Origin of the sequence: Pseudomonas sp., assembly GCF_035512415.1 — a bacterium.
In the GTDB taxonomy this organism is placed as follows: Bacteria; Pseudomonadota; Gammaproteobacteria; order Pseudomonadales; family Pseudomonadaceae; genus Aquipseudomonas.
The window spans coordinates 19,930-42,068 of sequence record NZ_DATKDZ010000039.1; the positions used below are offsets into that span (position 1 = coordinate 19,930).

The following is a 22,139-nucleotide window of genomic DNA, read 5'->3' on the forward strand; positions in this document are numbered from 1 at the left end:
AAACTATGATCAGGCGCTTGGGTACTGTAGATCACGCAACAACCTTGTCAGCGTTTAAATGCAGCATGTTAACCGAGCCAGAGGCCTTTGCCAGCGTCTGCGCGGCTGCGAAACACTGGTCGCTGCCTCGCACCTCCGTATAATGCGAACGACTCGCCACTTTGAATGGCCTAACACGGATGCCTTATGACTGATCAGCACCCCATCGCCGTACTCGGCGGCGGTAGCTTCGGCACTGCGATTGCAAACCTGCTGGGCGAAAATGGCCAGCGTGTACTGCACTGGATGCGCGATCCACAGCAGGCCCAGGCGATTCGCCTGACCGGTGAAAACCCTCGTTACCTCAAGGGCATAAAGGTCCACCCAGGTGTGCAGCCGGTAACCGATCTGGCCGCCACCCTGCAGGCCTGTCAGCTGATCTTTGTGGCGCTGCCCTCCAGCGCCCTGCGCCAGGCCCTGCAGCCGGTGGCCGAGCACCTCGGCGGCAAGCTGCTAGTCAGCACCACCAAGGGCATCGAGGCGCAGAGTTTTCTGCTGATGAGCCAGATCCTCGAGGATATCGCCCCGCAAGCGCGCATTGGCGTGCTCTCCGGACCCAATCTGGCGCGGGAAGTGGCCGAGCACGCGCTGACTGCTTCGGTAGTCGCCAGCGAGGACGAAGACCTCTGCCAGCAAGTCCAGGCTGCACTGCATGGCCGCACCTTCCGCGTCTACGCCAGCGGCGACCGCTTCGGGGTCGAGTTGGGTGGGGCCTTGAAGAACGTTTACGCGATCATCGCTGGCATGGCTGCGGCCATGGGCATGGGTGAGAACACCAAGAGCATGCTGATTACCCGCGCCCTGGCGGAAATGACCCGCTTTGCAGTCAAGCTGGGGGCCAACCCCATGACCTTTCTCGGCCTGGCCGGGGTCGGCGACCTGATTGTCACCTGTTCGTCAGCGAAAAGTCGTAACTATCAGGTGGGTTTCGCCCTGGGCGAAGGGCTCGGTCTGGAGGAGGCGGTGGAGCGCCTGGGCGAAGTGGCGGAAGGGGTCAATACCCTGCGCGTGCTCAAGGCCAAGGCTGAGGAGCTGGAGGTGTATATGCCGCTGGTTGCCGGTTTGCATGCCATTTTGTTCGAGGGCCGCACCCTGGATCAGGTGATCGGCGCACTGATGAGTGGCGACCCGAAAACCGATGTCGACTTTATTCCTGCCACTGGCTTTTAACGATTTGCCTGTCCGACGCGTTCAAGGAGATAGCCATGAGTGACAACAACCAAGAGCAGCAGCGTGAATCCATCCTGTTGCGCATTCTCTGGATGGTGCTGTTCACCATCGTCTGGCAACTGGCGGAGCTGCTGCTGGGTGCCGTGGTGCTGCTGCAACTGGGTTACCGCCTGTTCTACGGCGCGCCGAATGGCGGCCTGCTCGGCTTTGGTGACAGCCTGAGCCAGTATCTGGCGCAGATCGGTCGTTTCGGCACCTTCAATAGCGATGAAAAGCCCTGGCCGTTCGCCGATTGGCCAACCCCGCAAGCACCCCAGGGCGAAGCCCCGCACAGCATTCCCGCGGCTGCGCACCCGGTGCGCGACGAAGAACCCAAGCTGTGAGGGCAAGCTGGTGAGGCTCTGGTTATTGCGTCATGGTGAGGCCGAGCCGACGGCGCGTAGCGATGCCGAACGGCGGCTGACCGAGCGCGGCTGCCAGCAAGTGCGCCAGGCCGCCGTGCAGCTGCAGGGGCGGCCACTGCGGACCATCCTGGTCAGCCCCTATGTGCGGGCGCAGCAGACTGCGGCCCTGGTCGTCGAGACCCTGGGCTTTAGCGGCCAGCTGCAGACCGTGCCCTGGCTGGTGCCGGAAAGCGATCTGCGCCAGGTCCTGCTGCAGCTCGATGGCTACCCGGTGGAAGAGCTGTTGCTGGTCACCCACCAGCCCCTGGTGGGGGCGCTGGGCGGGCTATTGATCCACGGCCATCGCCAGCAACCCTTGCCCATGCAAACCGCCAGCCTGGCCGAACTGGAAGGCGAAGAGCTGGCTGCCGGCTTGATGGACCTGCTGGCCTTGTTGCACCCGCAGCACGGCTAAAGGCATGCCGCGAACGGCGTGCACGCCTTTGCGGCAACATCATTTTCCCCGGCAGACTCGCCGCACTTTCACCCAGACGCGCCACTACACACCGAAACATTTCTCCTCTTGCGGCTCGCCTTTGTGCGTGGAATAGTCCGACCAAGCAATTGCTTGGTTGGCTCCACAAAAATAACAAAGGAGGGCACCCTGTGGCTGAAACAATACGTTTGCCGCTGGAGATGTTTTACCAGCGTGAGGCACGACATCCGCGTAAACGCTATATGGTCCAGCCGCTGCCGGGTGGTCAGCTGCAGGAACTGAGCTGGGCCGAGGTCGGCGAGCAGGCCCGCCGTGCCGCCAACTGGCTGCGTAGCCGGGAACTGCCCCAGGGCAGCCGCGTGGCGATCATTTCCAAGAACTGCGCACACTGGATCATCAGCGATCTGGCGATCTGGATGGCCGGGCATGTCTCGGTGCCGCTCTACCCAAACCTCACCGCCGACTCCGTCAATCAGGTGCTGCGTCATTCCGAGGCGGCACTGGTGTTCGTCGGCAAGCTGGACGACTGGCCAGCCATGGCTCCCGGCGTGCCGCAGGATGTACCCACCATTGGTCTGCCGTTGCGGCCACAGGGCGAGTTCAGCTTTACCTGGGATGACCTACAGGCCTGCACGCCGATTCAGGACGACCCCAGGCCAGCCGCCGAGCAGCTGGCCACCATCATCTACACCTCAGGCACCACCGGCACGCCCAAGGGCGTGATGCATCATTTCAGCAACTTCGGTTTTGCCGCCAGCCACGCCACCGAGCTGTTTGGTGTTGGTGAGAATGACCGGGTGCTGTCCTACCTGCCGCTGTGTCATGTGGCCGAGCGCATGTTTGTCGAGCTGGCATCGATCTATTCGGGGCAAACCATCTTCTTCGCCGAAAGCCTGGAGACCTTCCTTGAGGACCTCAAGCGCGCCCGGCCAACGGTGATCTTCGGCGTGCCGCGGATCTGGACCAAGTTCCAGATGGGCGTCTACAGCAAGATGCCGGCCGAGAAGCTGGATTTCCTGCTCAAGCTGCCGATCATCGGCCGTATCGTTGGCAAGAAGGTGCTGGTCGGCCTGGGCCTGGATGCGGTGCGCTATGCCCTGTCCGGCGCGGCGCCGGTGCCCGAGGCGCTGCTCAACTGGTACAAGCGCCTGGGGCTGGATGTGCTTGAGGTCTACGGTATGACCGAGAACTGCGGTTACTCCCATGTGTGCCGGCCGGGCAAGTTCAAGCAGGGCTGGATCGGCCAGAACAGCCCTGGCGTGGAGGTGCGCATCGCCGAGGATGGCGAGGTCCAGGTGCGCAGCGGCGCGACCATGCAGGGTTATTACAAGGACCCGGAGAAAACCGCGGAAACCATCACCACCGATGGCTTTCTGCGCACGGGCGACAAGGGCGAGCAGGACGCCGAAGGCAACCTGCGCCTGACCGGGCGAATCAAGGAAATCTTCAAGACTAGCAAGGGCAAGTATGTCGCTCCGGCCCCCATCGAGAACCGCCTGGCCGAGCATTCGCGGATCGAACAGGTCTGCGTGGTGGGCGATGGTATGGCGCAGCCCATGGCGCTCTGCGTGCTCTCCGAGGTGGCCCGCGGCGAGGCCCGGGGCGAGCTGGAGAACAGCCTGAAAACCCTGCTTGCCGAGGTCAACCAACGCCTGGACAAACACGAACGCCTGCAAAGTCTGGTTCTGGTCAAGGAGGTGTGGGCGGTGGACAACGGTTTTCTCACGCCAACCCTGAAGATCAAGCGCGCCGTTGTCGAGGGTACCTATGGCGAGTGTTTCGCCGAGTGGACCGAGCGCAGCGAGGCGGTACTCTGGCACGACTGAATAAACCTGCCGGCCTGCCTGGCCGGCCCTATCCCCACCAAGGAGCTGGATAACCATGGCCCTGTGGCAGCAACCCCCCGATCTCAAGCAGCTCAACGAAACCCTGAAAAACACCATTGGCGAACAGCTGGATATCCGTTTCGAGTCCTTCGATGACGAATCCATCAGCGCCAGCATGGTGGTCGATCCGCGCACCCATCAACCATATGGTCTGCTGCATGGCGGCGCATCGGTGGTACTGGCAGAAACCCTTGGCTCCACCGCCAGCTACCTGTGCATCGACAGCAGCAGGTTCTACTGCGTCGGCCTGGAGGTGAACGCCAATCACCTGCGCGGCTTGCGCAGCGGCCGGGTGACGGCGGTGGCGCGGGCAGTGCACCTGGGCCGCACCACCCATGTCTGGGATATCCGCCTGAGCGGCGAGGACGGCAAACCCAGCTGTATCTCGCGCCTGACCATGGCCATAGTGCCGCTAGGCGAGAAGGGCCCAGCGCAACGCTAAATGAAGCAAAGCCGCCAGCGCTACCCAGGCTGGCGGGCCTCCCATCAGTTTTGGCCATAGTGCCGCCATTCACTGGCCGTTTTGTCATTGCTGTGTGGCGGTGCCTGCCGGACAATCCTCAAGACCTTCTCTTACTAAGCCAGCGCCATGACCCAGTCCGTGTTCTTCGCCCATGCCAACGGCTTCCCTTCGGCTACCTACGGCAAGCTGTTCAACGCCTTGGCTCCTGATTACCAGGTGCAGCACCTGGCGCAGCATGGCCATGACCCGCGTTTTCCGGTGAACGACAACTGGGGCAACCTGGTCGATGAATTGATCCATCACCTTGAGCAGAGCCCGCAGCCGGTCTGGGGCGTGGGCCATTCCCTGGGTGGGGTGTTGCATTACCACGCCGCGCTCAAACGCCCGGAGCTGTACCGCGGCGTGGTGATGCTCGATTCGCCGGTGCTGACCCTGGCCGACCGCCTGGTGATTCGCGCCGCCAAGCGCTTCGGCTTTATCGACCGCATCACCCCGGCCGGGCGCACCCTGGGGCGGCGCGAGGAGTTTCTCGACCTGGCCGAGGCGCGCGTTTATTTCGCCGCCAAGGGCCTGTTCCGTCGTTTCGACCCCGAGTGCCTGGAAGCCTATGTGCAGCATGGCTTGCAGGCGTCGGGCAATAACCTGCGCCTGCGCTTCGATCCGGCCACCGAGATCAGCATCTACCGCAGCGTGCCGCACACCACCCCCGGGCGGCCGCAGCAATTGGCGGTGCCGCTGGCCGTGGTCCGTGGCCGGCATAGCCGGGTGGTGTTGCCGCACCATGCTCATCTGGTGCGGCGGGTGCCGCAAGGCGAATACCTGACCCTGCCGGGCGGCCATATGTTTCCTCTGGAGCGTCCCCAGGACACTGCAGAACTGCTCAAACAGCTGTTCCGGCGCTGGGCCGGGCACCACACCAGCGAGCACCGCGCATGAGCCTGAACTTTGAAGAAGTGCGGCTAAGCCTGCCGCATACCGAGCTGGCGGCCCATCTCTACGGTCCCGAGAATGGGGTGCCGGTGATTGCCCTGCATGGCTGGCTGGATAACGCCGCCAGCTTCGCCCGTCTGGCCCCGAAACTGCCGGGGCTGCGCATCGTCGCCCTGGATTTTGCCGGCCATGGCCATTCCGATCACCGTCCGCCAGGGGGCAGTTACGCCATCTGGGATTACACCCATGACGTGCTGCAAGTGGCCGAACAGTTCGGTTGGCAGCGTTTTTCCCTGCTCGGCCATTCCATGGGCGCGATTGTCTCGGTGCTGCTGGCCGGGGCCATGCCTGAACGGGTCGAACGTCTGGCCCTGATCGACGGCCTGATGCCCTACACCGGAGAGCCCGACACCGCTCCGCAGAAGCTCGGCGAGGCGCTGCGCGCGCACCTGGCGCTGGCCGGCAAGAGCAAGCCGGTGTATGCCGAGTTCGACCGCGCCGTGCAGGCGCGCATGCGCGGGGTCGGTGCCGTGAGTCGTGAGGCCGCCGAGCTGTTGGCCCAGCGCGGCCTGATGCCGGTGCCCGGTGGCTACACCTGGCGCACCGACAGCCGGCTGACCCTGCCATCGCCGTTGCGCCTGACCCGCGCCCACGCTGAGGCCTTCGTCCAGGCCCTGCAGTGTCCGGTCAAACTGGTGATGGCCGAGCAGGGCATGCTGCATGCTCAGCCGAGTATCGCCGCGCTGCTCGAGGGTTTGCCGATGGAGGTCGCGACGCTGCCCGGCGGCCATCACCTGCATCTGGACGACGAAGCCGGGGCCGAGCTGGTCGCAGACTGTTTCAAAGCTTTCCTGGGCGTGCCTTGACTTAGCCAAGGCAACTGGGGAAAGGTGTGGTCGATAGCCATGGAGATTCGCATGATCGACCTGTATACCGCAGCCACTCCCAACGGCCATAAGGCGTCTATTGCGCTGGAAGAGTTGCAACTGCCCTATAGCGTGCATGCGCTGAGTTTCGACAGGAAGGAGCAGAAAAGCCCGGCCTTTCTCAAGATCAATCCCAATGGCCGCATCCCGGCCATAGTCGACCGCGACAACGACGATTTCGCCGTGTTCGAGTCCGGTGCCATCCTGCTCTATCTCGCGGAAAAGACCGGCCAGTTGATCCCCAGCGATGCCAAGGGCCGCTCGCGGGTGATCCAGTGGCTGATGTTCCAGATGGGCGGGGTCGGCCCCATGCAGGGCCAGGCCAATGTGTTCTTCCGCTACTACCCGGAAAAATTGCAGGGCCCCATCGACCGTTACCAACACGAAACCCGTCGCCTCTATGAAGTGCTCGACAGCCGTCTGGGCGAAGCCGAGTACCTGGCCGATGACTACAGCATCGCCGATATCGCTACCTATCCCTGGGTGCGGGTCCACGACTGGGCCGGCGTCTCGGTCGAGGGCCTGGAACACCTGCAGCGCTGGATGGCGGCACTCGACGGGCGACCGGCGGTGCAGCGCGGCCTGCTGGTGCCGCGGCGCGAAGAAGACGGCGAGAAACTCGTCCAATCCGCCCAAACGATGTTGATCAAATGAGCCGGGTTAATCGTTACTGCCTCGCTCTGAGCCTGCTGCTGGCCAGTGCCGGTGTCTGGGCTGATGTGGCGGGCAGCCAGGACCTCGAAGTGCTGCCGCGTTTTGCCGGCAGCAAGATTGTCAGCTTCAAGGATGTTGCCGAGCAGGAGCGCATCTACCCTCAAGGGGCGATACGGCGTATCAGCGGCACCTTGCGCTACGAGCGTGAAGTGGCGGCCCAGGGTCAGCTGACGGCCCTGACCTATGAGTTGCCGCGTACCCACACGGCCAATGAAGTGTTCGCCAACCTCCGCGGCACCTTGCAAGAGCAGGATGCAGAATTGCTTTACTGGTGTGTGGGGCGTGAATGTGGTTCCAGCAGCCTGTGGGCCAACGCGGTATTCGATAATGCCACCCTGACGGGCTCCGATGATCAGCAGACCTATGCGCTGCTGCGTCTGGCGGAGCCGCGCCAGGACAGCCTGCTGGCGCTCTACAGCATCACCCGAGGCAACCGGCGCGCCTATCTGCATGCCGAGTTGCTGACCGCCAATGCGCCGCTCGGTGAGCTGTTGCCCACCCCGGCCACCCTGCAGCGGCAGCTGAAAGGCACCGGTGAACTGCGTCTGGCCAAGCAGGTCGAACCCAGCGCTGCCTGGGTTGAACTGCTGGCGCGGAGCCTCAGACTGGATAGCACCTTGCGCGTCAGCATCAGCGGCGCACAAGCCGAGGCCTGGCGTGAAGCGTTGGTTGAGCAACGCGTGCGCGCCAGTCGGCTGGAACTGGGTGAGGCGGATGTGAGCGGCGTACAACTCAACGTGCTGCGCTAAGACGCTACTGTCGGTACTCTTGTCGTTATTAATTAATCTGGCTCTGCCCCTTGTGGCAGAGCCTTTTTGCGTTGTGCAGGGAGCTGGTTGAATGGCCAATAACGATCGTTTGCTGGTGCAGATTCTGCTGCTGGGCTTGCTGGGTGCCAGTCTGTGGGTGTTGGCACCGTTCTGGTCGGCGCTGTTCTGGGCCGCGGTGCTGTCCTTCGCCAGCTGGCCGGTGATGCGCGTGCTGACCCGCCTGCTCGGCGGTCGCCAGGCTCTGGCTGCGGGGTTGCTGACCCTGACCTGGACCGTGGTGGTCGCCGTGCCGCTGGTGATGCTGGGCTTCAACCTGGCCGATCACATCAAGGATGTCACCCTCCTGCTCAAGGATTTCCAGGTCGAAGGGCTGCCGCCGGCACCCACCTGGCTGGCGGGCGTACCGCTGGTGGGCGAGAGTCTGGCGAACTTCTGGCTGACCATCGATCAGCAGGGGGCGGCCTTCTTTGCCACCGTGCGGCCCTATCTTGGTCAGGTCGGCAACTGGTTGCTGGCCCGCAGCGCACAGATCGGTGGCGGCATGCTGGAGCTGGCCCTGAGCCTGGTGCTGGTGTTCTTTTTCTATCGCGACGGTCCACGCCTGGCCGCTTTTGCCCGCAGCCTGCTGGAGCGCCTGATCGAGGACCGCGCCGAGCACTATCTGGAGCTGGTGGCAGGCACCGTGCAACGGGTGGTCAACGGTGTTATCGGGACGGCTGCGGCGCAGGCGCTGCTGGCCTGGGTAGGTTTTATGATTGCCGGCGTGCCGGGTGCGCTGATCCTCGGTATTCTCACCTTCGCCTTCAGCCTGTTTATGGTGCCGCCGCTGATCTGGGGGCCCGCAGTGATCTGGCTGTTCTCCCAGGGCGAACTGGGCATGGCGATCTTCCTGTTGATCTGGGGCTTCTTCGTGATCAGCGGAGTGGACAATATCCTCAAACCTTACCTGATCAGCCGCGGCGGCAACCTGCCGTTGATCGTGGTGCTGCTCGGGGTGTTCGGCGGCCTTCTGGCGTTCGGCTTTATGGGCCTGTTTCTCGGACCGACCCTGCTCGCCGTGGCCTATAGCCTGCTCAGCGACTGGGTGGCGGACAAGGCTCCACCGGCTATCGTGCAGTCTTCCACCGGCTGAGGTGCGGCTGGCCTGGCCAGCCGCGTGCCCTGAGCCGTCTGCTCAGCGATCGCCGCGCTCGTACCTGTCCAGGGTGTCGCTGGCGATCTGCCGGCCGAGCATGATCAGCTCGGGGGCCTTGTAGAACTCGAAGAAGCGGCAGACGCGCTTGGGCACGTTGATCAGGATATCCGGCGGGTAGCCGGCGATCTTGTACTGCGCCAGCGAGGTCTGCATCACCTCGAAACTCTGGTTGATCAGCTCCAGCAGGGAGGCCGGGCCGCTGAGGTCGGCCACCCGTGAGCCGCTGGCGGATTTCGGTGCGGCCTTGTCGCCGCTGCTGCGCGCATGCTGCTGCCAGGGGTTCATGGCCTCGGCAACCTGGGGCTGCGAGGGGTCTTCCAGAAGCAGCAGTTCGTCGTCGGTGGCGGATTTCCATTTGAAGTTGGGCAGGCGCGAGCCCAGCGAACTCATCATCAGGTCGATGCGGCCTTTCAGCGCCGGTGGCCGCTCAATGATCGGCAACTGGTAGGACTGGGGGTTGGCCGAGTTGAGGTTGACCGCCACGATCAGGTCGCAGTGGCTGGAGACCACCGGCACGATTGGCAGGGGGTTGAGCAGGCCGCCATCGACCAGCATGCGCTTGCCCTGGACCACCGGGGTGAACAGGCTGGGAATTGCCGCCGAGGCGCGCATGGCCTGGTGCAGGCAGCCTTCCTGAAACCAGATTTCCTGCTGGTTGGTCAGGTCGGTGGCCACCGCGGTAAAGGGGATCGACAGGTCTTCGATATTGATTTCGCCAACGATCTCGCGGATCTTGCCGAACACCTTCTCGCCGCGAATCGCCCCCAGGCGGAAGCTCACATCGAGCAGGCGCAGCACATCCAGATAGTCCAGGCTCTGGGTCCAGTCGCGGTATTCGTTGAGCTTGCCGGCGGCATAGATGCCACCCACCACCGCGCCCATGGAGCAGCCGGCGATACAGGCAATCTCGTAGCCACGGGCCTCAAGTTCTTCGATCACACCGATATGCGCATAACCGCGCGCGCCCCCGGAACCCAATACCAGCGCAATGCGCTTACTCATAAAACCTCCCCAAATACCTCAAGCGTTCGAACATACGCGTCGCAATGCCCGCCGCCAAGGCGCTATTTGCTAGAATCCGCCGCTTGTCGAGGTATTAGGAACGATCCCGTGAGCGAGCCCATCCGTTTGACCCAGTACAGCCACGGTGCTGGCTGTGGCTGCAAGATTTCCCCCAAGGTGCTGGAGGTGATCCTGGCCGGCAGTGGCGCGCAGAACCTCGACCCCAAACTGTGGGTGGGCAATGCCTCGCGCGACGATGCCGCGGTGTATGCCATAGACGATGAGCGCGGGGTGGTGTCGACCACCGATTTCTTTATGCCGATCGTCGATGATCCCTACGATTTCGGCCGCATCGCCGCCACCAACGCCATCAGCGATATCTACGCCATGGGCGGTGACCCGCTGATGGCTATCGCCATTCTCGGCTGGCCGGTCAATCTGCTGGCCCCGGAGGTGGCCCGTGAAGTAATCCGCGGCGGCCGTTCGATCTGCGACGAGGCCGGTATCCCTCTGGCTGGCGGTCACTCCATCGATGCCCCCGAGCCGATCTTCGGCCTGGCCGTCACCGGCCTGGTAGACAAGCGCCATATGAAGCGCAACGACACCGCCACCGCCGGCTGCCGGCTGTACCTGAGCAAGCCCCTGGGCATTGGCATCCTTACCACCGCCGAAAAACAGGCCAAGCTGCGCCCCGCGGATGTCGGCCTGGCGCGGGACTGGATGTGCACCCTGAACAAGCCAGGCAGCCGCTTCGGCAAGCTCGCTGGGGTGACCGCAATGACCGACGTTACCGGCTTTGGCCTGCTTGGCCACCTGGTGGAGATGGCCGATGGCAGCGGCCTGACCGCGCGCATCGAATTCGCCCGGGTGCCGCGCCTGCCCGGTGTCGACTATTACCTGGAGCAGGGCTGCGTGCCCGGCGGCACCCAGCGCAATTTCGACAGCTACGGCGAGAAGATCGCGCCGCTCGGCGAACGGCACAAACAGCTGCTGTGCGATCCACAGACCAGCGGCGGGCTGCTGGTGGCGGTCACGCTGGAAGGCGAGTCCGAGTTCCTTGCCGTGGCCGCGGAGCTGGGCTTGTCCCTCGAACCTATCGGTGAGTTGCTCGAACGACAGCAATATGCGGTCGAGGTGCTCTGATGCGCGACAACAGCAGCGACTACCGCAGCCTGTTTCTCAATGCCACGCCGATGATGGATGCCCGCGCGCCGGTGGAGTTCGCCAAGGGTGCGTTTCCCGGGGTGATCAATCTGCCGCTGATGGATGACGGCGAGCGGCAGCGGGTCGGTACCTGCTACAAGCAGCAAGGCCAGCAGGCGGCCATCGAGCTGGGGCATGAGCTGGTGTCCGGGCCGCTCAAGGCTGCGCGCATCGAGGCCTGGGCGAATTTTGCCCGGGCCAATCCCGAGGGTTATCTGTATTGCTTTCGCGGCGGCCTGCGCTCGCAGATCGTCCAGCAGTGGCTCAAGGAGGAGGCGGGTATCGACTATCCGCGGGTGATCGGCGGCTACAAGGCGATGCGCAGCTTTCTTCTGGAAACCACCGAGCAGGCGGTGGCCCAGTGCGATTTCGTGCTGGTCGGCGGCATGACCGGCACCGGCAAGACCGAGGTGATCGCCCAGTTGGCCAATAGCCTGGATCTGGAAGGCCATGCCAACCACCGCGGCTCCAGCTTCGGCAAGCGCGCCACCGGCCAGCCGGCTCAGATCGACTTCGAGAACGCCCTGGCCGTCGATATCCTGAAAAAGCGCGCCAGTGGCCTCGAACAGTTCGTGCTGGAAGACGAGGGGCGGATCATCGGCCGCTGCTCCCTGCCGCTGGAGCTGTACCAGGGCATGCAGGCCTTTCCCCTGGTCTGGCTGGAAGACAGCCTGCAAGGGCGCACGGAGCGCATTCTCAAGGATTATGTGGTCGACCTGAGCGGCGAATTTATCGCCCTGTTGGGCGAGGAAGAGGGCTTCAAGACTTATGCCGAGCGTTTGCAGCAAAGCCTGAGTAATATCCTCAAGCGCCTGGGCGGCGAACGCTACCAGCGCCTGGCGGCGATCATGGACCAGGCCCTGCTGGAGCAGGCTGCCGGCACCGGAGTGGATACCCATCGCGGCTGGATCGAAGCGTTGTTGGTGGAGTACTACGATCCCATGTATGTGTTTCAGCGCGAGAGCAAGGCCGGGCGCATCGAGTTTGTGGGCGAACAGGCCGCTGTGGTGGAGTTTCTGCAACAGCGTCGCGGTCGCTAGATCCGGGCACTTTTGCCAAAAATCGGCGTCATAGCAAACGGCTACGCCCAGTTCTTTTCTTCCTAGGAGTCAGGTAATGAAGTTGTGGATAGTGTTACCCGTGTTGGTCCTGGTACTGAGTGGTTGTGCGGGCAAGACCGCTTACCGCAACAGTTGTGCTTCTCAGCTGGATGCCGCCTGGCGCGAACTGGATATCGCCAAGGCCGAAGGCTTTGCCGGCACCGTGAGTTACTCCAAGGCCCTGTCGCTGCTGACGGCGGCCAAGACCCAGCAGCAGTTCGAAGGTTACAAGGGCTGCACGGCGAAGTCCGAACGGGCGCGTTTCTATATCCGTGAGTCGCGAGCAGGTCGTTGATGCAACTGGATTTCAGCACCCTGGAGCCGCTTGAGCGTTACCGCTGGCTGGCCTCGACCATCACCCCGCGGCCGATAGCCTGGGTCTCCAGCCTGTCGGTCGAGGGGGTCAGCAACCTGGCCCCGTTCAGCTTCTTTCAGGTGATCAGCGATGACCCGGCAACCCTGCTGATCAACGTCAATCACCGCGCCGATGGCGGCCTCAAGGACACCCTGCTGAATGTGCAGGCCAGCGGCGAGCTGGTGATTCAGCTGGTGTCCTTCGCCCAGGCCGAGGCGATGAATGCCAGTGCCGCGGTATTGCCCTATGGCATCAGCGAGTTCGAACACTGCGGCATCGCCAGCCTGCCGTCGCAGCGTATTGCGCCGCCTAGGGTCGCCGGTGCGGCGGTGGCTTTCGAATGCCGGGTGGCGCAGATCCTGCCGTATCCGCCAACTGCTGCGAACTGCCACCTGATCTTCGCCGAGGTGCTGCTGGCGCATATCGACGATGCGGTGCTCACCGAGCAGGGCCGTATCGATGCCGGCAAGCTTGATCTGGTCGGGCGTCTGGGCGGCACGGCCTATAGCCGCACCCGCGACACCTTCGAAATGCGCCGTCCCGGTTGATGTGTGTGGCTGTCCGCAGCCACGTCTACCTGCACGAACCAGCGCAAAAGCGACCTCCGTTTAGCTGTTAGCACCAAGCGCCTGCCTGCTGGCTTGTCGCCAGCACGGCTGTGCTCCTATGTTGCCAACCTGGAATACAGGCAGCAGCGGGCTGCCCTGTGGTTATTCGGGCAGGGGGAGCTATGTGGACTGTGGTGCAGCGGCGAGTCGCCAGTTTCAGCACGGCGATCAAACTGGCGTCGGGCTTTGGCATTGTTCTGGCGCTTACGGCGCTGGTGGCGGCCACCGGCTTTCTGGCGCTGCAGGATGTCAGTGCACGCTCGACGCTGCTGGAGCGCATGAGTGCGATCAATAGCCAGGTGCTGCAGATCCGCCGCAGCGAGCAGGATTTCGCCCTGAGCGGCGATAAACAGCACGCCACCCGCTTGCACGAACAGGCCCGGCAGATTCTCGAAGCCAGCGCCGCACTGCAGGCGCTGTTGCCGGCGGACGAGCGTGCCGGGCTGGATCAGGTGGCCGAGGCGATAACGGCGTACCGCGCGGCCTTCGATCGTTATGCCGAGCAGAGCGATGCGATGCACCTGTCGCTGGAGGCCGCCACCTGGCTGGTGGTGAGTGCGTCCAACAGCCTGGACTTGCTCAAGGATGGTCTGGCCGAAGATGGCATCGACCTGCTCAAGAACAGCCAGGGTCAGCAGGGCGGTGAGTTGGTGCTGCAGGCCGGGCAGATCAGCCAGGTGCATCAACTGTTGCTGCGCGCCCTCGACCAGGCCCGCGTGCTGCTGGTGCAGAGCCGCAGCAGTGGCGAGGCGATCCCCACCACTATCCAGGAAGCCGCCGACGCCCAGGCCCTGGCGGGCGAGTTGCGCGATGCGATGAACGACCCCGGCTATGCAGCGGTGCTGGCCGAGGTGATCGGCAACGTCAATTCCTTCAATGAGCGGCTCAGCGAATACACCGGGCTGCTGCAGGAGCAAAAACGCGAATACCAGAACCTGGTGCAGCAGGCCGAGCGCATTCTGACGCTGGTCGACCAGGCCTATGGGCGACAGAAGGACAGCCTGCACGGGCAGCTGCAGGCCAGCACCTGGTTGATCGTGCTGGCCACGGCGCTGGCGCTGCTGATTGGCCTGTTGGCGACGCTGACCATCACCCTGCTGATCGTGCGGCCACTGAAACAGGTGATTGAGCAGGCGCGGCGCATCGCCGACGGCGACCTCAGCGCGCGTATCGAGGTGCAGCGTGGCGATGAGATTGGTCAGTTGCAGGCAGCCATGCAGGGCATGTCCAACAACCTGCGCGAGATGGTTGGGCGCTTGCAGGGCGGGGTGATGCAGATTTCCGCGTCCGCGCAGTCGTTGTCGGCCAGCACCGAGCAAACGCGTCGGGGGGTGAATGGGCAGAAGGTGGAAACCGATCAGGTCGCCACCGCCATGAGCGAGATGACCGCCACCGTGCATGAGGTGGCGCGTAACGCCGAGGCCGCGGCGTCTTCCACCGAGCAGGCGGACCGTCGGGTCAACAGCGGCGTGGCCGTGGTGCAGCAGACCCTGGAGCGGATCAACCAGCTGGCCAACGCCATGCATACCACCACCCAGAGCATCGAACGGCTTAGCCAGGACACCCAGCGCATCGACTCGGTGCTGGATGTGATCAAGAGCGTGGCCGAGCAGACCAACCTGCTGGCGCTCAATGCCGCCATCGAGGCGGCGCGGGCGGGGGAGCAGGGCCGCGGCTTTGCCGTGGTGGCCGATGAGGTGCGCGCACTGGCCCGGCGCACCCAGCAGTCCACGACGGAAATCGAAGGGCTGATCGCCACCCTGCGTGAGGGCACCCGCCGCTCCGTGGAGGATATGCGCCAGAGTGGCGTGCTGGTGGCGCAGACCGTGCAGGATGCCAACCAGACCGAAGGAGCGCTGGCGGAAATCGCCATTGCGGTCAGTCAGATCTTCGAGATGAACCAGCAGATTGCCGCCGCAGCCGAACAGCAGACGGCGGTGGCGGAGGAAATCAGCCGCAGCGTCACCTCGATTCGCGATATCGCCGACCAGTCCGCGCTGGCCATGGACGAGTCCGCCAATTCCAGCATTCAACTGGCAGACCTGGGCCGTGAGCTGCAAGACATGGCCGGGCACTTTCGCTTGTAAAACCACCTGCGGCCCGGCCTGGGCCCGATCAACTGGCCTAGGAGCGTCGTTGCAGGCGGCGCACCAGGTATTTCTCCAGTTCCACCACCGCGCAGATGACTGCGGCCAGCAGCAGGCACAGGCCCCAGGCTGCCAGTGGCATGCCCTCGGTGCCGAACAGGCCCTGCAATAGCGACCAGTGGCTGAAGAGCGCCTGCAGCACGATGATGCACAGCACCATGCTCCAGACCATGGGGTTGTCGTGCCAACCGAAGCGCGCGGGTGCCAGCAGGCGGCGGCTGCTGAACAGATAACCGATCTCGCAGGCGATGATTGCATTGACTGCCAGGGTGCGGCTGGCTTCCAGGCTCCAGCCCTGTTGCTGGGTCAGGTAAAACAGGCCGGCGCTGGCCAGGGTCATCAGCACGGCGATAAACAGCACGCGCCAGAGCAGTTGCGCATTGAGCAGCGGGGCCGCCGGATCCCGTGCCGGGCGGCGCATCAGGTCTTCTTCGGCGGGCTCGAACGCCAGGGCCAGGGCCAGGGTCACGGCGCTAATCATATTGACCCAGAGAATCTGCAGCGGCGTGATCGGCAGGGTCATGCCCAGAGCGATGGCAGCCAGCAGAGTCATGGACTGCCCACCATTGGTGGGGAGGATAAACAGAATGGATTTTTTCAGGTTGTCGTAGACCACCCGGCCTTCTTCGATGGCGTGGGTGATGGTGGCGAAGTTGTCGTCGGCCAGCACCATCTGCGCCGCCTCCTTGGCCGCCTCGGTGCCCTTGATGCCCATGGCCACGCCGATGTCGGCGCGTTTCAGCGCCGGCGCATCGTTGACCCCGTCGCCGGTCATGGCCACTCGCGCACCGCCGGCCTGCAGGCGCTCAACCAGGCGCAGCTTGTGCGCCGGGCTGGTGCGGGCAAAGACGCTGGTGTTGGCCAGCCGCCGATCCAGTTCGGCATCGTCGAGTTGATCCATCTCGGCCCCGGTCAGGGCCGTTGTGCCCTTCAAACCCAGACGCGCGGCAATCGCGCAGGCGGTGCCGACATGGTCGCCGGTGATCATCTTTACCGCGATGCCGGCGCTGTGGCACTCGGCGATGGCGGCAATGGCTTCCTCGCGGGGCGGGTCAAGCATGCCGACCAGGCCGAGCAGCACGTAGTCGCCGTCGAGGTCCTGGTAATCGAGGCTCTGCTGCGGCTGGCCAAGCGGGCGGATGGCCAGGCCGAGCATGCGCAGGCCTTGGCTGGCACCGCTGTCCAGGGCCTGGTGCCAATGGCGTGGGTTCAGCGGTTCGGGGCGGCCGTCGCGCCATTGACGGTTGCAGGCTTCGAGCAGACGCTCGGGGGCCCCGATCATATAGATCAGGCCGTGGTGGGCGTGGTCATGGTGCAGGCTGGCGGTGCAGCGCTGCTCCGAGCTGAAGGGGATGGCGTCGACTTGCGGCAGGTTGCGCGCTTCATGCTGCAGCTCCAGGCCGACCTTGCCGGCCAGGGTCAGCAGGGCGGCTTCAGTGGGGTCGCCAGTAATGCTCCAGCCATCCTCGCTGCTGCGCAGGCTGGCGTTATTGGCCAGCAGGCCGGCGCGGGCCAGTTCTATCAGGTCGGCGGAGGCGTCCAGCTGGCAGAGCTGGCCGTCATCACAGTGAATGCTGCCCTGGGGCGCATAGCCGACACCGTCGACGTTGTAGTGGTGAGCGGCAGTAAACACCTGCTGCACGGTCATTTCATTACGGGTCAGGGTGCCGGTCTTGTCCGAGCAGACCACCGTGACCGCGCCGAGGCTTTCCACCGCCGGTAGATGACGGATGATCGCCCGGCGTTTGGCCATGCGCTGCACGCCCAGGGCGAGAATGATCGTCAGTACCGCCGGCAGGCCTTCGGGAATAGCCGCGACGGCCAGGCCGACGGCGGCCATCAGCATCTCGGCGGGGCTGTAGCCGCGCAGCAGCACGCCGAAGGCGAAGGTGAGCAGGGTCAAGCCGAGGATCAGCAAGGTCAGGTGCCTGGCAAAGCGCGCCATATCCGCCAGCAGGGGCGTCTGCAGGCTGACCACCGCGCCGAGCATATGGCTGATCTTGCCCAGCTCGGTGTGCCCGGCGGTGGCCACCACCACGCCGCTGCCACTGCCGGCGCTGACCAGGGTGCCGGAGTAGGCCATGCAGATTCGGTCGCCCAGGCTGGCGGCGCTATCCACCGCGACGCGGTCCTTGTCCACCGGCAGGGATTCGCCGGTAAGCGCAGCCTCGTCGATGCGCAGGTCGCGGGTGTCGAGCAGGCGCAGGTCGGCGGGCACGCGGTCACCGGCCTCCAGCAGCACCAGGTCACCGGGTACCAGCTGTTCGGCGGGAATGCTGTGGACAGTGCCGTCACGCCGTACTCGGCTGTCCAGGCTGAGCATGCGCTGGATCGCCTGCATGGCCTGTTGCGCCTTGCCTTCCTGAAGAAAACCGACGATGGCGTTGATCAGCACCACGGCGAAGATCACCGCGCTGTCCAGCCATTGGCCGAGCACCAGGGTGACCAGGCTGGCCCCCAGCAGCACATAGATCAGGGTGTTGTGAAACTGCTGGGCGAAGCGTCGCAGCGGGCCTGCTGCCCGCTGCCTGGGCAACTGGTTGGGGCCATGGCTGCTCAGGCGTTGTTCGGCCTCAGTGCTGCTCAGGCCCTGCTCGGAACTGGCAAGTTGGTCCAGGCTGTGTTGCGCGGGTTGGGCGTGCCAGTCATTGGCCGATGGGGCTTGCATACGCTGCTCCAGAATTGTCCAGCCCTTAGCCTACACAACCAGGCAGGCGCGGAAGGTGGCCTGGATCAATACAGGGCTCACAAGTTCGTCAGTAAAGATTTCCAGCGGCTATGCCGTGGCAACGCGGCGCAGTAGCATCCGAACTCGGACTGGAAGGAGTAATAGATGCGCACCCAATTGGAAGCAGTGCTGCAGGCGGTCAACCAGGTATTGCTGGGCAAGGAGGCGCAGGTGCGGCTGGCCCTGACCTGCCTGTTGGCCGAGGGCCACCTGCTGATCGAGGACTTGCCCGGCATGGGCAAAACCACCCTCAGCCAGGCCCTGGCGCGGGTGCTGGGCTTGAGTTTTCAGCGTATCCAGTTCACCTCCGACCTGCTCCCCGGGGATATTCTCGGCACTTCGGTGTTCGACAAGGACACCGGGCAGTTTGTCTTTCATCCGGGGCCGATCTTCGCCGAACTGGTGCTGGCCGACGAGATCAACCGGGCCACACCGAAAAGCCAGAGTGCGCTGCTCGAAGCCATGGAGGAGGGCCAGGTGACCATCGAGGGCGCGACCCGGCCGTTGCCCGAACCCTTTTTCGTGATCGCCACGCAGAACCCAGTGAGCCAGGGCGGCACCTTCGCCTTGCCGGAGTCGCAGCTGGACCGCTTTCTGATGCGCCTGTCTCTGGGTTACCCAGGCAAAGCGGCGGAGAAGGCGTTGCTGCTGGGCGATTCGCGGCGCTCGCTGCTGCCGCGCCTGGAGCCGATTCTCGATCACCGCGAGCTGGCCCTGATCCAGGCCGAGGTGCCCAAGGTGCGCGCCAGCGATGCTTTGGTCGATTATGTGCTGCGTCTGGTCGAGGCCACCCGCAGCCAGCCGCAGTTCGCCTGGGGCCTGTCGCCGCGGGCCAGCCTGGCGCTGTTGGCGGCGGCGCGGGCCTGGGCCTTCCTCGCTGGGCGCGACTATGTGATCCCCGAGGATGTCCAGGCGGTGCTGCCCTCGGTGGTCGGTCACCGTTTGCGTGAACGCGCCGACCCTGCGGGTCATGGCGGCGGCAGCCTGGTGCAGTGGCTGCTGCGCGAGGTGCCGGCGCTTTGAGCGGTCGGCTCAAACCCTACTGGCAGCGCTGGCTGGCCCGGCGCATTCCGGCGGCCGCCAGCGTACGCCTGAACCAGCGGCGCATCTTTATCATTCCCAGCCTGGTCGGCGGCGCTTTTATCCTGGCGCTGGTGTTGATGCTGCTGGCCGCGATCAATTACCAGAACAGTCTGGCCTATGGCCTGACCTTTATGCTCGCCGCGGTGTTCGTGGTGGCGATTCTGCATACCTACCGCAACCTGGCCGGCCTGATCCTCAAGGCGGGCAGCGCGCCGGCGGTGTTTGTCGGCGAACATGCCAGCTTCCGCGTGCGCCTGGAGAGCAGTGCGCGGGCCCATCAGGCGGTCAGCCTGGGCTGGCCGCCGGCCGAGCTGCAGACCCTGGATGTCGCCGCCCAGGGCCTTAGCGAATGCCAGTTGAGCCTGCCGGCGCTGCGTCGTGGCTGGTTGCGCCCCGGTCGACTGCGGGTGGAAAGCCGCTTTCCACTGGGGATTCTGGTGGCCTGGAGCTGGGTCGATCTGGACCTGGCGTTATTGGTCTACCCGCGCCCTATCGAGGGCGATCTGCCGCTGGCGGCCGGAGCCAGTGAGGATCAGGAGGAGGGCAGCCGCGCCCATGGCCAGGGCGTGGACGACTACCAGGGCCTGAAGACTTACCAGCCCGGCGATTCCAAACGCCGCCTGCACTGGAAGGCCTATTCCCGTGGCCAGGGCCTGCTGGTCAAGGACTTCGCCTCCCTCAGTGGCCGCGATCCGCTGCTGGATTTCACCGCCCTGGGTGGCGATGTCGAAGCGCGCCTGTCGCTACTCTGCCATTGGGTGCTGCAGTTGTCCGCGCGGCAGCAGCCCTTTGCCCTGAGCCTGCCGGGCTGCATGCTGGCCGCCGACAGCGGCGAGCAGCACCGCGAGGCCTGCCTGCGCGCCCTGGCGCTGTTCGGTGAGCCGGCATGAGTCGGGGCGGCGGTATTCCGCGGATCAGCCTGACCTGGTTGCTGGTGGCCCAGGTGCTGGTCATCCTTCCCCATCTTGGCCACCTGCCGCTCTGGATCGTGGCCCTGTGGCTGGGCTGCGCCGGCTGGCGCATCCAGATCTTCCGCATGCGCGCCGGCTACCCCAATGGCTGGGCCAAGGCCGGCCTGATGCTGGCGGCGGTGCTGGGGGTACTGTTGTCCCGCGGCAGCCTGATCGGCCTGGACGCCGGGGTGGTGCTGCTGATTGCCGCCTTTGTTCTCAAACTGGTGGAAATGCGCACGCGGCGCGATGCCTTGGTGCTGATCTTCCTCGGCTTCTTTACCGTGGTTACCGCCTACCTGTTCGACGACAGCATGCTGATGGCGCTGTTCAGCCTGCTGCCGGTCACCGCCTTGCTGGCCGCGATGATCGGCCTGCAGCAGAGCAGCCTGGCCACCCAGCCCTGGCCCACTCTGCGCCTGGCCGGCGGTTTGCTGTTGCAGGCGCTGCCGCTGATGCTGTTGCTGTTCGTGTTCTTTCCGCGCCTGGGTCCACTGTGGGCATTGCCGGTGCCCAGCGACAAGAGCGTCAGCGGCCTGGCCGACAGCATGACCCCGGCGGATATTGCCGAGTTGAGCCGTTCGCCGGAGCTGGCCTTCCGCGCCAGTTTCGCCGGCCCGACCCCGGAGCGCAGTGAGCTCTATTGGCGCGCCCTGACCCTGGAGCATTTCGACGGTCGGCGCTGGTCGCAGTCCAGCTTTACCCAGCAGGCTCCCGCGCCAAGCTGGAGCAAGCGCGGCGAGGCCCTGCGCTACAGCGTGGTGATGCAACCCAGCTCGCAGCGCTGGCTGTTTGCCCTGGACGTGGCCGAAACCAGCCTAGAGCAGACCCGGCAGATGAGTGATTTTCGCCTGCAGCGGCGTCTGCCGGTGGAGCGCTCGCTGATCTATCAGGTGAGTTCCTGGCCCGAGGCGCTGCGTGAGCCCGAACAGGTGGCCGGCGGTCTGAATCGCACCCTGCAGCTGCCGGCGCAGGGCGAGCCGCGCAGCCGCGCCTGGGCGGCCGAGCTCAAGCGCCAGCATGCCCAGCCCGAGCAACTGGTACAGGCTCTGCTCGAGCATTTCAACCGCGAACCGTTTCACTACACCCTGCGGCCGCCGCCGCTGGGGCAGAACAATATCGACGACTTCCTGTTCGACACGCGCAGCGGCTTCTGCGCCCATTACGCCGGGGCCATGACCTTTGTGTTGCGCGCTGCGGGGATTCCGGCGCGGGTGGTGGCCGGTTATCAGGGCGGCGAGTACAACCCGGCGGGCAACTATGTGCAGGTGCGCCAGTTCGATGCCCATGCCTGGGTCGAGTACTGGCAGGCGGGGCGCGGCTGGGTCAGCGTCGACCCCACGTTTCAGGTGGCTCCCGAGCGTATCGAGCTGGGCCTGGAAGAGGCCCTGGCCGGGGAGCAGAGCTTTCTCGAGGGCTCGCCGTTGTCGCCGCTGCGCTATCGCCAGTTGAGCTGGCTGAACCAGCTGCGCATGGGCTGGGACAACCTCAATTACGGCTGGCAGCGTTGGGTACTGGGCTATCAGAGTGCGCAGCAGCTGGCCTTTCTGCAACGCTGGCTGGGCCGTATCGATGGGCAAAGCCTGGCGCTGAGCCTGGTCGGTGGCGGTGCGCTGCTGCTCGGCCTGCTGGCGCTGTGGCTATTCAAGCCCTGGCAGCGTGAACGGGATGTGCAGCGGCGTATGTTCCGCCGTTTCGAGCGATTGCTCGCGCGCCACGGCCTCAGCCGTCTGCCGGGGGAAGGTCCGCGCGCGTACGCCGAGCGGGCGGCCCAGGCCTTACCCGCCCAGGCCTCGGCCATACGCGCATTTGCCGCGGCCTTCGAGGCGCAACGCTATGCCGGCCAGGCACCTTCACTGGCGCAGCTGCGTGGCCATCTGAAAACCTTGCGGCGCGCCTTGCCCTGGCGTTTGACGCGTGTGCAGCCATAGCGACCATTGGCCACTTGCGGTCGGCCAATGGGAGCATATGCTAGTGGCGATTTCACAGGA

Annotated in this window: 20 protein-coding genes and 1 pseudogene; 19 read left to right on the forward strand and 2 right to left on the reverse strand. The window is 64.7% G+C overall.

Annotated features, from left to right (window positions below):
• Window positions 1–186: 186 nt before the first annotated feature.
• The 10 genes from VMP31_RS20220 (at window position 187) to VMP31_RS20265 (ending at window position 8,909) form a co-directional block, all read left to right on the forward strand.
• Window positions 187–1,209 (forward strand): NAD(P)H-dependent glycerol-3-phosphate dehydrogenase, encoded by a 1,023-nt coding sequence (locus VMP31_RS20220; RefSeq protein WP_325509502.1) that lies wholly within the window; start codon window positions 187–189, stop codon window positions 1,207–1,209.
• Between the two features lie 35 nt (window positions 1,210–1,244).
• On the forward strand, window positions 1,245–1,592 hold the full coding sequence (locus VMP31_RS20225) for a DUF4389 domain-containing protein (protein WP_325509503.1): 348 nt from the start codon (window positions 1,245–1,247) through the stop codon (window positions 1,590–1,592).
• Window positions 1,593–1,602: 10 nt separating this feature from the next.
• Complete coding sequence (gene sixA / locus VMP31_RS20230; protein WP_325509504.1) at window positions 1,603–2,067, forward strand: phosphohistidine phosphatase SixA; 465 nt, start codon at window positions 1,603–1,605, stop codon at window positions 2,065–2,067.
• A gap of 221 nt (window positions 2,068–2,288) precedes the next feature.
• The gene (locus VMP31_RS20235) at window positions 2,289–3,914 is read left to right on the forward strand and encodes an AMP-binding protein (RefSeq protein ID WP_325509556.1); all 1,626 of its coding nucleotides are present in this window, start codon (window positions 2,289–2,291) and stop codon (window positions 3,912–3,914) included.
• Between the two features lie 55 nt (window positions 3,915–3,969).
• Window positions 3,970–4,416, forward strand: coding sequence for a hotdog fold thioesterase (locus VMP31_RS20240; protein ID WP_325509505.1), 447 nt, complete (start codon window positions 3,970–3,972; stop codon window positions 4,414–4,416).
• Between the two features lie 147 nt (window positions 4,417–4,563).
• On the forward strand, window positions 4,564–5,373 hold the full coding sequence (locus VMP31_RS20245; protein WP_325509506.1) for an alpha/beta hydrolase: 810 nt from the start codon (window positions 4,564–4,566) through the stop codon (window positions 5,371–5,373).
• Window positions 5,370–6,233: an alpha/beta fold hydrolase gene (locus VMP31_RS20250; RefSeq protein ID WP_325509507.1), complete on the forward strand. Its 864-nt coding sequence runs from the start codon at window positions 5,370–5,372 to the stop codon at window positions 6,231–6,233. Before VMP31_RS20245 ends, VMP31_RS20250 begins: the two co-directional genes overlap by 4 nt.
• A gap of 51 nt (window positions 6,234–6,284) precedes the next feature.
• On the forward strand, window positions 6,285–6,947 hold the full coding sequence (locus VMP31_RS20255; protein WP_325509508.1) for a glutathione S-transferase family protein: 663 nt from the start codon (window positions 6,285–6,287) through the stop codon (window positions 6,945–6,947).
• Window positions 6,944–7,756 (forward strand): DUF4892 domain-containing protein, encoded by an 813-nt coding sequence (locus VMP31_RS20260; RefSeq protein ID WP_325509509.1) that lies wholly within the window; start codon window positions 6,944–6,946, stop codon window positions 7,754–7,756. Before VMP31_RS20255 ends, VMP31_RS20260 begins: the two co-directional genes overlap by 4 nt.
• Before the next feature lie 91 nt (window positions 7,757–7,847).
• Complete coding sequence (locus VMP31_RS20265; RefSeq protein WP_325509510.1) at window positions 7,848–8,909, forward strand: AI-2E family transporter; 1,062 nt, start codon at window positions 7,848–7,850, stop codon at window positions 8,907–8,909.
• Window positions 8,910–8,951: 42 nt separating this feature from the next.
• On the opposite strand, the gene VMP31_RS20270 is transcribed toward VMP31_RS20265, so the two are convergent.
• Window positions 8,952–9,974, reverse strand: a complete 1,023-nt coding sequence (locus VMP31_RS20270) for a patatin-like phospholipase family protein (RefSeq protein WP_325509511.1) — start codon at window positions 9,972–9,974, stop codon at window positions 8,952–8,954.
• Between the two features lie 108 nt (window positions 9,975–10,082).
• Here VMP31_RS20270 and selD point away from each other — a divergent pair, with 108 nt between their 5' ends.
• From selD to VMP31_RS23485, 6 genes and pseudogenes are all read left to right on the forward strand, one after another.
• Complete coding sequence (selD, locus tag VMP31_RS20275; RefSeq protein ID WP_325509512.1) at window positions 10,083–11,117, forward strand: selenide, water dikinase SelD; 1,035 nt, start codon at window positions 10,083–10,085, stop codon at window positions 11,115–11,117.
• Window positions 11,117–12,217 (forward strand): tRNA 2-selenouridine(34) synthase MnmH, encoded by a 1,101-nt coding sequence (gene mnmH / locus VMP31_RS20280; protein ID WP_325509513.1) that lies wholly within the window; start codon window positions 11,117–11,119, stop codon window positions 12,215–12,217. The genes selD and mnmH overlap by 1 nt, the downstream gene beginning before the upstream one ends.
• A 76-nt stretch (window positions 12,218–12,293) precedes the next feature.
• The gene (locus VMP31_RS20285; protein ID WP_325509514.1) at window positions 12,294–12,572 is read left to right on the forward strand and encodes a hypothetical protein; all 279 of its coding nucleotides are present in this window, start codon (window positions 12,294–12,296) and stop codon (window positions 12,570–12,572) included.
• The gene (locus VMP31_RS20290) at window positions 12,572–13,180 is read left to right on the forward strand and encodes a flavin reductase family protein (RefSeq protein WP_325509515.1); all 609 of its coding nucleotides are present in this window, start codon (window positions 12,572–12,574) and stop codon (window positions 13,178–13,180) included. Before VMP31_RS20285 ends, VMP31_RS20290 begins: the two co-directional genes overlap by 1 nt.
• 875 nt (window positions 13,181–14,055) lie before the next feature.
• Window positions 14,056–14,472, forward strand: a pseudogene (locus VMP31_RS23480) (HAMP domain-containing protein); the annotation flags it as partial.
• A 141-nt stretch (window positions 14,473–14,613) separates the two neighbouring features.
• The gene (locus tag VMP31_RS23485) at window positions 14,614–15,327 is read left to right on the forward strand and encodes a methyl-accepting chemotaxis protein (RefSeq protein ID WP_414705481.1); all 714 of its coding nucleotides are present in this window, start codon (window positions 14,614–14,616) and stop codon (window positions 15,325–15,327) included.
• Between the two features lie 37 nt (window positions 15,328–15,364).
• Here VMP31_RS23485 and VMP31_RS20300 read toward each other — a convergent pair whose 3' ends face one another.
• A complete protein-coding gene (locus tag VMP31_RS20300; protein WP_325509517.1) occupies window positions 15,365–18,055 on the reverse strand; it encodes a cation-transporting P-type ATPase in 2,691 nt (896 codons plus the stop codon).
• 165 nt (window positions 18,056–18,220) lie between these two features.
• Between VMP31_RS20300 and VMP31_RS20305 the strand changes: the two genes are divergently transcribed.
• From VMP31_RS20305 to VMP31_RS20315, 3 genes are read left to right on the forward strand one after another with little or no spacing between them, the layout of a single operon-like run.
• Window positions 18,221–19,138 carry an AAA family ATPase gene (locus tag VMP31_RS20305; RefSeq protein WP_325509518.1) on the forward strand — a complete coding sequence of 306 codons (918 nt, stop codon included), beginning with the start codon at window positions 18,221–18,223 and terminating at the stop codon, window positions 19,136–19,138.
• A complete protein-coding gene (locus VMP31_RS20310; protein ID WP_325509519.1) occupies window positions 19,135–20,088 on the forward strand; it encodes a DUF58 domain-containing protein in 954 nt (317 codons plus the stop codon). Before VMP31_RS20305 ends, VMP31_RS20310 begins: the two co-directional genes overlap by 4 nt.
• On the forward strand, window positions 20,085–22,079 hold the full coding sequence (locus VMP31_RS20315) for a DUF3488 and transglutaminase-like domain-containing protein (protein WP_325509520.1): 1,995 nt from the start codon (window positions 20,085–20,087) through the stop codon (window positions 22,077–22,079). Before VMP31_RS20310 ends, VMP31_RS20315 begins: the two co-directional genes overlap by 4 nt.
• The last annotated feature ends 60 nt before the right edge of the window (window positions 22,080–22,139 follow it).

Coding starts and splice junctions, on each gene's coding strand:
- VMP31_RS20220 (WP_325509502.1), top strand. CDS start 187: ATGACTGATCAGCACCCCATCGCCGTACTCGGCGGCGGTAGCTTCGGC.
- VMP31_RS20225 (WP_325509503.1), top strand. CDS start 1,245: ATGAGTGACAACAACCAAGAGCAGCAGCGTGAATCCATCCTGTTGCGC.
- VMP31_RS20235 (WP_325509556.1), top strand. CDS start 2,289: ATGTTTTACCAGCGTGAGGCACGACATCCGCGTAAACGCTATATGGTC.
- VMP31_RS20240 (WP_325509505.1), top strand. CDS start 3,970: ATGGCCCTGTGGCAGCAACCCCCCGATCTCAAGCAGCTCAACGAAACC.
- VMP31_RS20245 (WP_325509506.1), top strand. CDS start 4,564: ATGACCCAGTCCGTGTTCTTCGCCCATGCCAACGGCTTCCCTTCGGCT.
- VMP31_RS20250 (WP_325509507.1), top strand. CDS start 5,370: ATGAGCCTGAACTTTGAAGAAGTGCGGCTAAGCCTGCCGCATACCGAG.
- VMP31_RS20255 (WP_325509508.1), top strand. CDS start 6,285: ATGATCGACCTGTATACCGCAGCCACTCCCAACGGCCATAAGGCGTCT.
- VMP31_RS20260 (WP_325509509.1), top strand. CDS start 6,944: ATGAGCCGGGTTAATCGTTACTGCCTCGCTCTGAGCCTGCTGCTGGCC.
- VMP31_RS20265 (WP_325509510.1), top strand. CDS start 7,848: ATGGCCAATAACGATCGTTTGCTGGTGCAGATTCTGCTGCTGGGCTTG.
- VMP31_RS20270 (WP_325509511.1), bottom strand. CDS start 9,974: ATGAGTAAGCGCATTGCGCTGGTATTGGGTTCCGGGGGCGCGCGCGGT.
- mnmH (WP_325509513.1), top strand. CDS start 11,117: ATGCGCGACAACAGCAGCGACTACCGCAGCCTGTTTCTCAATGCCACG.
- VMP31_RS20285 (WP_325509514.1), top strand. CDS start 12,294: ATGAAGTTGTGGATAGTGTTACCCGTGTTGGTCCTGGTACTGAGTGGT.
- VMP31_RS20290 (WP_325509515.1), top strand. CDS start 12,572: ATGCAACTGGATTTCAGCACCCTGGAGCCGCTTGAGCGTTACCGCTGG.
- VMP31_RS23485 (WP_414705481.1), top strand. CDS start 14,614: ATGAGCGAGATGACCGCCACCGTGCATGAGGTGGCGCGTAACGCCGAG.
- VMP31_RS20300 (WP_325509517.1), bottom strand. CDS start 18,055: ATGCAAGCCCCATCGGCCAATGACTGGCACGCCCAACCCGCGCAACAC.
- VMP31_RS20305 (WP_325509518.1), top strand. CDS start 18,221: ATGCGCACCCAATTGGAAGCAGTGCTGCAGGCGGTCAACCAGGTATTG.
- VMP31_RS20315 (WP_325509520.1), top strand. CDS start 20,085: ATGAGTCGGGGCGGCGGTATTCCGCGGATCAGCCTGACCTGGTTGCTG.